11 protein-coding genes are annotated in these 12,184 nt (G+C 65.7%); 5 read left to right on the forward strand and 6 right to left on the reverse strand.

From position 1 onward, the window contains the following. Positions 1 to 492 precede the first annotated feature (492 nt). From rsmG to rpmH, 6 genes are all read right to left on the reverse strand, one after another. Positions 493 to 1,173 carry a 16S rRNA (guanine(527)-N(7))-methyltransferase RsmG gene (rsmG, locus tag ACWPOC_RS01995; RefSeq protein WP_174246960.1) on the reverse strand — a complete coding sequence of 227 codons (681 nt, stop codon included), beginning with the start codon at positions 1,171 to 1,173 and terminating at the stop codon, positions 493 to 495. A 110-nt stretch (positions 1,174 to 1,283) separates the two neighbouring features. Continuing rightward, complete coding sequence (locus ACWPOC_RS02000) at positions 1,284 to 1,832, reverse strand: Jag family protein (protein ID WP_120280938.1); 549 nt, start codon at positions 1,830 to 1,832, stop codon at positions 1,284 to 1,286. 22 nt (positions 1,833 to 1,854) lie between these two features. Then, positions 1,855 to 2,958, reverse strand: coding sequence for a membrane protein insertase YidC (yidC, locus tag ACWPOC_RS02005; protein ID WP_159417113.1), 1,104 nt, complete (start codon positions 2,956 to 2,958; stop codon positions 1,855 to 1,857). A 69-nt stretch (positions 2,959 to 3,027) separates the two neighbouring features. Then, positions 3,028 to 3,318, reverse strand: coding sequence for a membrane protein insertion efficiency factor YidD (gene yidD / locus ACWPOC_RS02010; RefSeq protein WP_120280940.1), 291 nt, complete (start codon positions 3,316 to 3,318; stop codon positions 3,028 to 3,030). Beyond that, positions 3,315 to 3,710 (reverse strand): ribonuclease P protein component, encoded by a 396-nt coding sequence (gene rnpA, locus ACWPOC_RS02015; RefSeq protein ID WP_159417112.1) that lies wholly within the window; start codon positions 3,708 to 3,710, stop codon positions 3,315 to 3,317. Before rnpA ends, yidD begins: the two co-directional genes overlap by 4 nt. 20 nt (positions 3,711 to 3,730) lie before the next feature. Then, on the reverse strand, positions 3,731 to 3,874 hold the full coding sequence (rpmH, locus tag ACWPOC_RS02020) for a 50S ribosomal protein L34 (RefSeq protein WP_006550910.1): 144 nt from the start codon (positions 3,872 to 3,874) through the stop codon (positions 3,731 to 3,733). Between the two features lie 658 nt (positions 3,875 to 4,532). Here rpmH and dnaA point away from each other — a divergent pair. The 5 genes from dnaA to gyrB all read left to right on the forward strand — a co-directional run bounded on the left by dnaA (position 4,533) and on the right by gyrB (position 11,965). Further along, positions 4,533 to 6,203: a chromosomal replication initiator protein DnaA gene (gene dnaA, locus ACWPOC_RS02025; protein WP_455408010.1), complete on the forward strand. Its 1,671-nt coding sequence runs from the start codon at positions 4,533 to 4,535 to the stop codon at positions 6,201 to 6,203. A gap of 501 nt (positions 6,204 to 6,704) precedes the next feature. Further along, positions 6,705 to 7,889: a DNA polymerase III subunit beta gene (gene dnaN, locus ACWPOC_RS02030; RefSeq protein ID WP_024102543.1), complete on the forward strand. Its 1,185-nt coding sequence runs from the start codon at positions 6,705 to 6,707 to the stop codon at positions 7,887 to 7,889. Positions 7,890 to 7,911: 22 nt separating this feature from the next. Continuing rightward, a complete protein-coding gene (gene recF / locus ACWPOC_RS02035) occupies positions 7,912 to 9,144 on the forward strand; it encodes a DNA replication/repair protein RecF (protein WP_230789331.1) in 1,233 nt (410 codons plus the stop codon). After that, complete coding sequence (locus ACWPOC_RS02040) at positions 9,141 to 9,713, forward strand: DUF721 family protein (RefSeq protein ID WP_230789334.1); 573 nt, start codon at positions 9,141 to 9,143, stop codon at positions 9,711 to 9,713. The genes recF and ACWPOC_RS02040 overlap by 4 nt, the downstream gene beginning before the upstream one ends. 215 nt (positions 9,714 to 9,928) lie before the next feature. Then, positions 9,929 to 11,965: a DNA topoisomerase (ATP-hydrolyzing) subunit B gene (gyrB, locus tag ACWPOC_RS02045; RefSeq protein ID WP_120280945.1), complete on the forward strand. Its 2,037-nt coding sequence runs from the start codon at positions 9,929 to 9,931 to the stop codon at positions 11,963 to 11,965. Positions 11,966 to 12,184 lie beyond the last annotated feature (219 nt).

Consider the following 12,184-nt stretch of genomic DNA (forward strand, 5'->3'; position numbering starts at 1 on the left):
CTCCCGACCACGCGCACGCATTCTCGGTTGGTTCAGTATCCCATCCGCATTCTAGGTTCCGTCGGCGACATGGCCGGGTGACGTTTCACGTGAAACGACGCGCGGAGTTGTTTCACGTGAAACAGGCACATGAGGGATCTCAGCGGTTCACGTGAAACAATGCCGACCCGCAAGAGGGTGCAGTCGAGGACAGCAACTGTTCAGACAGAAATGCTCTGCACCACAACTGAATTCACATGTTGCAATGCCAATTGCATTGCACAGTAAGGTAATTAACGATATTCAAATACCGCGACTCCTGAATCATCACAGTGACGAAACTCTCTGGGGTGATTGGGTCTGGTGTGACAACGCCCGAATCAACCGTTTCGAACCGGAAAAGTACTCGAGTAGATTCCTCGAGTCGAAAAAGATGTCTCGGAAACGACAACACCCTCCCGACCCGGCGGGGAGGGGAGGGTGTCAGGGCGATCGTCGCGCCAGGCGATTCGGTCAGCGCTTCTTGCGACGCCGTGCCGGCCGCGGAATCCGCTCGGCCTTCACGACGATCGTGGGCGTCGGAAGGAGATCGCCTCCGCACTCGAGCACCTCGAGATTGCCGGCACCGAGGCGGGCGAGTTCGTCGTGATCGCGGTCGATCTCTTCTCGAGCGGACGTACCCTTCAACGCCAGCATCCGGCCTCCCTCGTGGACGAGGGGGAGCGACCACTTGGCAAGCTTGGCGAGAGGTGCGACGGCACGGGAGGTCACGACGTCTGCGCCGCCCGCCTCCTGCAGGACGCTCGGCTGCTCGGCACGGCCCCGGACCACGAGAATGTTCTCGATCCCGTGGGATTCGACGAACTCCGCCAGATAGACGGTGCGGCGCAGTAGCGGCTCGACGAGCGTGACCTGGAGGTCGGGGCGGGCAAGTGCGAGAGGAATACCCGGCAGACCGGCGCCGCTGCCCACGTCGACGACCGTCTCACCCTCCTGGATGAGTTCGCCCACCACGGCGCAATTGAGAATGTGTCGCTCCCACAGGCGCGGCACCTCACGCGGTCCGATGAGCCCCCGCTCGACACCTGCTGTCGACAACGAATGGTGGTACCGCTCGGCAAGTTCGGTCCGATCCCCGAATACCCGCTGCGCGACCGCCGACAGTTCCGCCTCGTGCTGTTCCACGTGAAACATCCTTTCCTGTCGGCTCACCCGAAACAACATCGGGACCCACAGCATCAGTTACGAAAAGGCGAAGAGGGACCCTGACGACGCAGAGTCCCTCTTCGGTCGGCACGGCCGACTCAATCCTTGACGATCACCACACGACGGTGCGGCTCCGCGCCCTCGCTCTCGCTGGACACACCGTCGATCTTCGCGACCGCGTCGTGCACGATCTTGCGCTCGAACGGCGTCATCGGCTCGAGTTCTTCGCGCTTGCCGGTCTCGAGCACGCGCTTCGCGGCCGACGTGCCGAGCGAGGAGAGCTCGGCACGCTTGCCCGCACGCCACCCGGCGATGTCGAGCATGAGCTTGCTGCGCTCGCCGGTCGCCTGCTGCACGGCGAGGCGGGTGAGCTCCTGCAGAGCGTCGAGCACTTCACCGTTGCGACCCACCAGCTTGGTCAGATCCTTGCCACCGTCGATGCTCACAACTGCGCGGTCACCCTCGACGTCGAGGTCGATGTCGCCGTCGAAATCGAGCACGTCGAGCAACTGCTCCAGGTAGTCGCCGGCGATCTCGCCTTCTTCGATGAGGTAGTCGTCGTCATCGAGATCGGTGTCCGCCGCAGCGTCGCTCTCCTCGGGTGCCACCGCGAGGTCCTCTTCCACCTTGTCCAGGTCACTGGCCATGTTCAGCTCTCTTCTACTTCGGTCAGCGCCGCTTGCGCTTGGAGTTCTTGGGACGGCTGCCCGGCTTGGGAGCGGACGCACCGGACTTCGAAGCCGCGGGGGAGCCGTCGCCGGCCGCGGCGTCCTTCTGCAGCGACACCTCGCCGGTCTCGTCGACCGTGGCGTCGACGGCGTCGGACGCTGCCGCTGCGGCCGAGCCCTTCTTCTTGGACTTGTCGGGGCGAGCACCCGGCTTCGGTGCGTTCTCGTTCCGGCGGGCCAGAGCCGCAGCCTTCTTCTCCTCTTCCTCCTTGTCGATACGGCGGAAGACGAGGTGCTGCTGTGCGTAGGTCCAGATGTTGTTGCTGACCCAGTAGATGATGACGGCGATCGGCAGGAACGGACCACCGACGATGACGCCGAGCGGGAAGACGTACAGGGCCAGCTTGTTCATGATCGCGGCCTGCGGGTTGGCAGCGGCCTGCGCGCTCTGGCGGGCGACGGATGCACGTGCGTTGAAGTGCGTCGCAACGCCGGCGATGATCATCAGCGGCACGGCGACGGCCGCGATCTCCCAGCGAGTGGGGAGTTCGGCGCCACCGACTGCGAAAGCCTGGAGCGATTCCATCGGCTGCGTGATCCACGCCGAGATGGGGGCACCGAACAGCCGCGCGTCGAGGAAGGACTGGACGTCCTCCGGGCTGAACGCGTAGTTGCCGATCTCGCGGTTCTCGTAGGGATCGAGACCGAGCTGACCGAAGCCCGAGCCGGTGCGGTTGAACGAGCGCAGCACGTGGAACAGGCCGATGAACACCGGGACCTGCAGGAGGACCGGCAGGCACCCCATCAGGGGGTTGAAGCCGTGCTCCTTCTGGAGCTTCTGCATCTCGAGTGCTTGGCGCTGCCGGTCCTTGGCGTACTTCTTCTGGAGCGCCTTGATCTGCGGCTGCAGTTCCTGCATCTGGCGGGTCGTGCGGACCTGCTTGACGAAGGGCTTGTAGAGAATCGCACGGAGGGTGAACACGAGGAACACCACCGACAGTGCCCAGGTCCAACCGCTGTCGGGTCCCAGGAACGGGATCGCGGCGAAGACTTTGTGCCAGACCCAGAGGATCCAGGACACGGGATAATAGATGAAGTCGAGCACGGCTCTATGTACTCCTCTGGTCGTCCATGATCGCCACGAAGAGGCGTCGGTCTCGGGTCTCGGCTCCGGTCAGGTACCCACTGGGGACGACCGATGTTTCCGTTCGGGTACCGGATCCCACCCACCAGGGTGCCAGGGGCCACACTTGAGCAGTCTCACCGATGCCAGGACCGAACCGACGACGACACCCCGCGTGCGCAGCGCCTCCACGGCGTACTCGCTACAGGTCGGAGTGAATCGGCAGGTCGGCATCCGTGTGGGCGACACATAGGTGCGATAGAGCTCGATACAGAAGATCAATGCCCGGGCCGGGGCGGACCGCAGGGACCGCCACCACGACCTCCGCTCGGGCTCGTTCATGCGCGAGCACTCCCACGCGAGGCGGGAGCACCGGCGTCGAGCAGTCCGAGACGGGTGAGACCCGACCGCACCTGCTTGTCGAGCTCGCGGGAATCCGCGGTGGCAGCGCCGGGTAGTGCGCGCAGCACGATGTCGGTCTCGGAGGGCAGAGCCTCGACGAGACCTGCACAGATATGACGAAGCCGGCGTGCGACTCGATGTCGAATCACCGCCGGCCCGACAGCCTTGCTCACGACCAGTCCGAAACGCGGACCGCCGACACTCACCAAGGACTCGGTGCGATCGCGTTCGAGAACGTGAACGACCAGATCCCGCCGCCCCTGACGACGCCCTCGGCGGACGGTGTCCGAGAAATCCGAGTGGCGCCGCAGTCGATACGGCTCAGGTAGCACCCCGAGCTCCCGTTAGGGAATCAGGCGGTGAGAGAAGCGCGGCCCTTACGGCGACGCGCCGAAACGATTGCGCGACCCGCACGGGTGCGCATCCGGAGACGGAAGCCGTGAACGCGCGCGCGGCGTCGGTTGTTCGGCTGGAACGTCCGCTTGCCCTTGGCCACGGTCGACACTCCTCGATAATTCTGCGACGGCGCGGCAAGCACCGTCGTCCAACGTGTACGTGAATTCGCAGGATTCGTATTGCCCGACTCGAGCAGGACGAACCCGTCACCTCGGTATGAGTGACTGTTCGAGGCTACTCGGACGCGGGCGCGAAATCAAACCGCGACGAACAGCGGCGATCAACGCGACACGCCGGACGTGTTCGGTGAAAACTATTCGCCCAGAAGATATGTGATCCAGGGCACAGCTCGGGTACGCTTTTGGCCATGTCTTCGACGGCGCATCGCGACTACCTGTGCAGTCCCGCGTCACGCTCCGTCCGTCGACGATGTGCCGGCCGGTGACGGCCTGCTGCCCCGCGCCTCTTCGAGCGTCGTCGCGCAGCTTCTCCGGGCGCGTTCACCGAACACGGAGTCGGATCGCGTCGCACCGTGTGTCACACTGATCCCCGCAGACCGCCCGGGCCACGAGCCCCGCTGAGCGAATACAGACCTCCCATCCACACATCCACCGGGTGATTCCCCCGGTTGTCCACACCTGTGGATAATCGTGTGGAAAACCGGTGATCAAAGGGAGGGAAGCTGCGTGAGCGACGAGCCGAACGCGCTGGCCGATGTGTGGACGGACGTCGTATCCGAGCTGACCATCGACGACGGAATGCTGACGAAGAGCCAGAAAGCATGGCTCGCGCTGGTCAAACCGATCACGCTCGCACAGGGATTCGCCCTGCTCTCGGTGCCGTCCACCCTCGCCCAGCAATCGATCGAACGCGATCTGCGCGAACCCATCCTTCGCACCCTCAACCGGCACCTCGGTCACCGGGTCGAGGGTCTCGGTGTGCGCGTCGAACCGCGGGAACGCGTGGACGACCCCGCCGAGGATCCCTACGCCGAACCCCGCGACACGCTGCCTCTCGAGGGTCTGCCGGAAGATGCACAGCCTGTGAATCCGCGCACGGCAGAGCCCCGCAGCCGTGACCCACGCACGGCAGAGCCTCGCAGTCGTGACCCGCGTCGCGACCCTCCGATGCCCCGGGATGCCGCCGGCCCGCGGGACGGGGCTGTGGCCAGGGACGGCGTCGGGCCGATGGACGGGGGATTCACCCGGGACGGCATGCTTCCCGGTGAGGGTGCGGCCTATCGGCGACGCCTGATCTCCTCGCGCGAGCACGACATGCTCGAGGCCGACCACGGCGAACTCGAGGAGGTCGACGACGACCGGGAGGCCATGACCGCCGTCCGCGAGTCGTGGCCGTCCTATTTCACCCAGCCCCCGCCGCCCGAGACGCCCATCGGCAGCAGCAGCCTCAACGCGAAGTACACCTTCGACACCTTCGTGATCGGTGCGTCGAACCGGTTCGCGCACGCCGCGGCGGTGGCGATCGCCGAGGCACCGGCACGGGCCTACAACCCGCTGTTCATCTGGGGTGCCTCGGGCCTGGGGAAGACCCATCTGCTGCACGCCGCCGGCCACTATGCACAGCGACTCTTCCCGGGCATGCGAGTGAAGTACGTCTCCACCGAGGAGTTCACGAACGACTTCATCAACAGCCTCCGCGACGACCGCAAGGTCGCGTTCAAGCGGCGTTACCGTGAGACCGACATTCTCCTCGTCGACGACATCCAGTTCATCGAGGGCAAGGAAGGTATCCAGGAGGAGTTCTTCCACACATTCAACACTCTCCACAACGCCAACAAGCAGATCGTCGTCTCGTCCGACCGGCCGCCCAAGCAGCTCGCGACGCTCGAGGAACGACTGCGGACCCGGTTCGAGTGGGGACTGATCACCGACGTCCAGCCTCCCGAACTCGAGACGCGCATCGCGATCCTGTCGAAGAAGGCACGCATGGACGGCCTGAACGTGCCGCACGACGTGCTCGAGCTGATCGCGAGCCGGATCGAACGCAACATCCGCGAACTCGAGGGTGCCCTGATCCGTGTGACGGCCTTCGCGTCGCTCAACAGGCAGCCGCTCGATCTCACCCTCGCCGAGGTCGTGCTGCGTGATCTGATGCCGGACTCCTCGGCTCTCGAGATCAATGCCGCCACGATCATGGCCGTGACCGCGGAGTACTTCGGAACGTCGATCGACGACCTGTGCGGGCCCGGAAAGGCACGGCCGCTGGCCCAGGCCCGCCAGATCGCGATGTATCTGTGCCGCGAGCTCACCGACCTGTCGCTGCCGAAGATCGGGCAGACCTTCGGTCGCGACCACACCACAGTCATGTACGCGGACAAGAAGATTCGCAAGGAGATGACCGAGCGTCGCAAGGTCTACGACCAGGTGCAGGAGCTCACCGCGCGTATCAAGCAGCGGTCCAAGCGCTGATTCCTCGAGCCTCGAGTTTCCATCCACAGGGAGCGTCCACAGGGCGCTCCCTGTCCCGTATCTCGAGAAATTTCCGGTCCCCACACCTGTGGACAAGGGTGTGCAGAACGTGGGATCTTTGTGGACGAACGGTGGACAAAGAATGAACAGTCTCGAGGAATCCACATTCGTCCTCGAGAACTCCTCGAGTTCATCCTCGAGTTCGACCCCCTCGAGAACGTCGCCTCACCAGCCTAGACGGTCGTTCGTCCACAGATTCCACAGGCCCTATTACTACTTCTGTGAGTTCTCTTCAGAAATCTTCTTTCAAAACAGGTGTGTGGAGAGCGTCGGTCCACAGGCCCTCGAGTGAGGCTCACGCCTCGAGCCTCCCGGCTTTCCAAGCAGCGAGGGAAGGCATAACGTGGACCCGCATCCCCCGGCTCCGCCTCATCGGTGTCGGGGTTCTGTGACAGACTTCGTAGACTTGTCGAGACCACGATCGAAGGGATCCACCGGGCGATGGAGCTGGGAAGTATGAAGTTTCGTGTGCCTCGCGAGGACTTCGCTGATTCCGTTGCATGGGTTGCCCGAAGCCTTCCGTCGCGACCCCCCGTTCCCGTCCTGGGCGGTGTCCTGCTCGGAGCCGACGAACGCGGGCTGACGGTCTCGGGCTTCGACTACGAGGTATCCGCGCAGGTCCACGTCTCGGCCGAGGTCATCACCCCCGGTCAGGTGCTGGTGTCCGGCAAGCTGCTCGCCGACATCACCCGCGCGTTGCCCCACAAGCCTGTGGATGTCGTGCTCGACGGCACCCGTGTGCTCATCACGTGCGGTAGCGCCAAGTTCTCGCTCCCCACCATGCCTGTGGAGGACTACCCGCAGCTGCCCGCGCTCCCGCAGCAGACCGGTGCGCTCTCCGGCGATCTGTTCGCCGAGGCCATCAGCCAGGTCGCCGTCGCCGCCGGCAAGGACGACACGCTCCCCATGCTCACGGGTATCCGAGTGGAGATCGAGGGCACCGACATGGTGCTCGCGGCCACCGACCGTTTCCGTCTCGCAGTGCGCAAGCTCGAGTGGATGCCCACCGCGGAGTCCACCAGCTCGGCCGTGCTCGTGCCCGCAAAGACCCTCTCCGAGGCCGCGAAAACTGTTGGCGGGTCGTCCAACTCCCCGGTCCAGCTCGCTCTCGGCAGCGGGTCGTCGGTGGGCGCCGAGGGCCTGCTCGGCATCGTCGCCGAAGGTCGCCGCACCACCACGCGCCTGCTCGACGCCGAATTCCCCAAGTTCCGCCAGTTGCTCCCCAACGAGCACACCGCGATGGCGACCGTCGAGATCGCACCGCTGGTCGACGCGATCAAGCGTGTCGCGCTGGTCGCCGAGCGCGGTGCACAGGTCCGACTCGAGTTCACCGAGGGCAGCGTGATGCTGTCGGCCGGTGGCGACGACGCCGGCCGCGCCGAGGAATCGCATCCCGCGGAGTTCTTCGGTGAACCGCTGATCATCGCGTTCAACCCCGGCTACCTGCTCGACGGCCTGACGTCGCTGCACACCGACAAGGTCTCGTTCGGGTTCACCACCTCGAGTCGTCCGGCCGTGCTGCGGCCGGCGCTCGACGAGGAGCCCGTGCCGGATTCCTCGGGTACGTTCGCCGCTCCGGACAGCGATTACACCTATCTGCTGATGCCGGTGCGCCTGCCGGGCTGACCGGCCCCGAGACTGGAAAGCCGTGTACGTTCGCACCTTCTCGCTGCGCGACTTCCGTTCGTGGAGAACGGTTTCCGCCGACCTCACTCCGGGGGCGACGGTCTTCGTCGGGCGCAACGGACACGGGAAGACCAACCTGCTCGAGGCCCTCGGATATCTGTCGACGCTCTCGTCGCACCGGGTGTCCTCCGACGGCCCGCTGCTGCGGGCCGGCACGTCGCGGGCGTTCGCCGGGGCGCTGGTCGTCAACAACGGTCGTGAGCTCGGTATCGACATCGAGATCAACGAGGGCAAGCAGAACCGGGCGCGGATCAACCAGTCGCCGGCCCGGCGTCCTCGAGAGATCCTCGGCATCCTCCGCACGGTGCTCTTCGCCCCGGAGGATCTGTCGCTCGTGCGCGGCGACCCGGGCGATCGCCGGCGGTTTCTCGACGAACTGCTCAGCACGCGTTTCCCGCGGATGAGCGGGGTGCGGGCCGACTACGACAAGGTGCTGCGCCAGCGATCCGCCCTGCTCAAGACCGCGGGGGGAGCGCTGCGGCGCGGGAGTCGCTCGAGCGACGGGGCGAGTGCTCTGGCGACCCTCGACGTGTGGGACGGCCATCTCGCGGCCCACGGAGCCGAGCTGCTCGCCGCGCGCATCGCGTTGCTGCACGAACTGGCCCCGCACGTGTCCGAGGCGTACCGGTCGATCGCGCCCGAGTCCCGTCCGGCGAGCCTGCGTTATCGCAGCAGCCTGGCCGACGCACTGCCGCCCGAGTTCTCCGACCCGGCCCGGACGCCGGCGTCGGACGATCGGGAGTTTCTCGAGACCGTCTTCCTCCACCGCCTCGCGGAGGTGCGGTCGAAGGAGATCGAACGCGGCGTCTGCCTCGTCGGACCCCACCGCGACGATCTCGACCTGATGCTCGGTGCCGAGCCCGCGAAAGGCTATGCGAGCCACGGCGAGTCGTGGTCGTTCGCGCTCGCCCTGCGGCTCGGCGCGTTCGCCCTGTTGCGCACCGACGGCACCGATCCCGTTCTCATGCTCGACGACGTCTTCGCCGAACTCGACCGACGGCGCCGCTCCGCCCTCGCCGAGGTCGCCACGACGGCCGAACAGGTGCTGATCACGGCGGCCGTGCCGGAGGACGTGCCGGCCGAACTGAACGGCGCCCGATTCCCCGTGCATGCCGAGGACACCGAAGAAGGTCGTATCTCTGTGCTGGGATCGGTGCAACGGGAGACGGACCCGATCACCGGGGAGGTCGGATGAACGACGAACAGGCAGGTCACGAACGCGGTGCCGGGCCGGAGCGCAGCGCGGACGAGCCGGAGCTGAAGGGCATCGATCTGGCCCGCCGCGCGCTCGAGGAGGCTCGAGCTGCCGCCAAGGCGAGCGGTAAGGCCGTCGGCCAGGGACGCGCGTCGCGCGGCCCGCTGCGCCCGAAACGACGACGTCGCGGCTGGTCGGGGCCCGGTCCGGACGACCGCGATCCCCAGACACTCGGTTCGCTCGCGCAGTCGCTGTCCAAGCAGCGGGGCTGGTCGGCGCACGTGTCCGAGGGCACCGTCATGGGGAGTTGGGCGCGGGTCGTCGGCGACGACATCGCGAGTCATGCCCAGCCGACCACGCTGCGCGACGGGATCCTGCACGTCTCGGCCGAGTCGACGGCCTGGGCGACGCAGCTGCGGATGATGCAGTCGCAGATCCTCGCCAAGATCGCCGCGGCCGTGGGGCACGGGGTGGTCAAGGAACTGCGGATCACCGGCCCGACGGCTCCGAGCTGGCGGAAGGGCGAACGCCACATCCGCGGCCGCGGACCGCGCGACACCTACGGGTGATCCCGAGCTCGCTCCCGGGCCGTACGAGGGGCGAAAATCGGAGCGTGTAGGAAATCACGCTGTCCGGGTCGAAAAGGGGCCGCTACGGGGACGTCAGCGGTGCGGAACGCCCGCTTTCGTGTCCACCCCGGCACAAGGCTCGCGGGCACGTAGGATGGACAGGAATGCGTCGCGCGCGTGCGCGGGGCCGATCGGAGAAGGAGAGCTACCCACCCGTGGCTGCCCAGAAATCGAACAACAACAAGAACGAGTACGGTGCGTCGTCCATCACCGTCCTCGAGGGTCTCGAGGCGGTGCGCAAGCGCCCCGGTATGTACATCGGTTCCACCGGAGAACGTGGCCTGCACCACCTGATCTGGGAGGTCGTCGACAACTCCGTCGACGAGGCCATGGCCGGTTACGCGTCGAAGGTCGAGGTCACCCTCCTCGCCGACGGCGGCGTCCAGGTCGTCGACGACGGTCGCGGTATCCCCGTCGCCATGCACGCCTCGGGTGTGCCCACCGTCGAGGTCGTCCTCACCCAGCTCCACGCCGGTGGCAAGTTCGACTCCGATGCGTACGCCGTCTCGGGCGGTCTGCACGGTGTCGGTATCTCCGTGGTGAACGCGCTGTCCACAACTCTCGAGGTCGCGATCGACCGCGACGGATACCACTGGGACCAGACGTACACGAACTCCAAGCCCGGTGAACTGGTCAAGGGTGAGCCGACCAAGCGCACCGGAACCACCGTTCGGTTCTGGCCGGACCCGGACATCTTCGAGACCACGACGTTCAACTTCGAGACCGTTGCGCGTCGCCTGCAGGAGATGGCGTTCCTCAACAAGGGACTGACCATCACCCTCACCGACGAGCGGGTCGCGCCCGAAGAGGTCACCGACGAGGACGTCCCGGAGACCGCCGAGGCTCCCAAGACCGCCGAGGACGAGGCCGTCGAGGCCGCCGAGCCCGAGGTCCACAAGGTCAAGGTCCGCACCTACCACTACCCCGGTGGTCTCGAGGACTACGTGCGTCACATCAACCGCACGAAGTCGCCCATCCACAACTCTGTCGTCGGGTTCACCGCCAAGGGCACGGGCCACGAACTCGAGGTCGCGATGCAGTGGAACTCGGGTTACTCCGAATCCGTCCACACCTTCGCCAACACCATCAACACCCACGAGGGTGGTACGCACGAGGAAGGCTTCCGTGCGGCGCTGACCACGGTCGTCAACCGGTACGCGAAGGACAAGAAGCTCCTCAAGGACAAGGACCCGAACCTCACGGGCGACGACATCCGCGAGGGTCTCGCGGCCATCATCTCCGTCAAGGTCGCCGAGCCGCAGTTCGAGGGCCAGACGAAGACCAAGCTCGGCAACACCGAGGTGAAATCCTTCGTGCAGAAGGCGTGCAACGAGCACATCTCGCACTGGTTCGAGGCGAACCCGGCCGATGCGAAGACGATCGTCACCAAGGCGGTGTCGTCGGCGCACGCGCGTGTCGCTGCCCGTAAGGCGCGCGAGCTCGTCCGCCGTAAGAGCGCGACCGACATCGGTGGTCTGCCCGGCAAGCTCGCCGACTGCCGGTCGAAGGATCCGAGCAAGTGCGAGATCTACATCGTGGAGGGCGACTCCGCAGGTGGCTCCGCCAAGTCGGGTCGCGACTCGATGTATCAGGCGATCCTTCCGTTGCGCGGCAAGATCATCAACGTCGAGAAGGCCCGCATCGACAAGGTCCTCAAGAACGCCGAGGTCCAGTCGATCATCACGGCGTTCGGTACCGGCATCCACGAGGAATTCGACATCTCGAAGCTGCGGTACCACAAGATCGTCCTGATGGCCGACGCCGACGTCGACGGTCAGCACATCGCGACGCTGCTGCTCACGCTGCTCTTCCGCTTCATGCGGCCGCTGGTCGAGGAAGGCCACGTCTTCCTGGCGCAGCCGCCGCTGTACAAGCTCAAGTGGCAGCGCACCGAGCCGGAGTTCGCGTACTCCGACCGCGAACGCGACGCCCTGCTCGAGGCAGGTCTGAAGTCCGGCAAGAAGATCAACAAGGACGACGGCATCCAGCGTTACAAGGGCCTCGGTGAGATGAACGCCAAGGAGCTGTGGGAGACCACCATGGATCCGAGCGTCCGCATCCTCCGTCAGGTGACCCTCGACGACGCCGCTGCCGCCGACGAGCTGTTCAGCGTCCTGATGGGTGAGGACGTCGCGGCACGACGCAGCTTCATCACACGCAATGCGAAGGACGTCCGCTTCCTCGACGTCTGATCGCCATCGGTTCCGCTCGACTCGGAGACCGAATCTTCATGCAAACCCCCGCTGTGCCGTAAATCACAGCGGGGGTTTGCATGTCGTGCACCGGAAACGTGGAAGGGCCGTTAGCCTTCTTCGTTACTCGTGAGTACACTCCAGTCGGCCATTTGTACGTGTGGCTGCCGAAGAGGGGGCCGGGGTAGCACGGGGTGCGGGAAGGACTCACTCTTCCGT

It is taken from the genome of Rhodococcus sp. 5G237, from assembly GCF_053764735.1.

Coding starts and splice junctions, on each gene's coding strand:
- rsmG (WP_174246960.1), bottom strand. CDS start 1,173: ATGTTTCACGTGGAACAGCACGAGGCGGAACTGTCGGCGGTCGCGCAG.
- ACWPOC_RS02000 (WP_120280938.1), bottom strand. CDS start 1,832: ATGGCCAGTGACCTGGACAAGGTGGAAGAGGACCTCGCGGTGGCACCC.
- yidD (WP_120280940.1), bottom strand. CDS start 3,318: ATGAACGAGCCCGAGCGGAGGTCGTGGTGGCGGTCCCTGCGGTCCGCC.
- dnaA (WP_455408010.1), top strand. CDS start 4,533: ATGCTGACGAAGAGCCAGAAAGCATGGCTCGCGCTGGTCAAACCGATC.
- dnaN (WP_024102543.1), top strand. CDS start 6,705: ATGGAGCTGGGAAGTATGAAGTTTCGTGTGCCTCGCGAGGACTTCGCT.
- ACWPOC_RS02040 (WP_230789334.1), top strand. CDS start 9,141: ATGAACGACGAACAGGCAGGTCACGAACGCGGTGCCGGGCCGGAGCGC.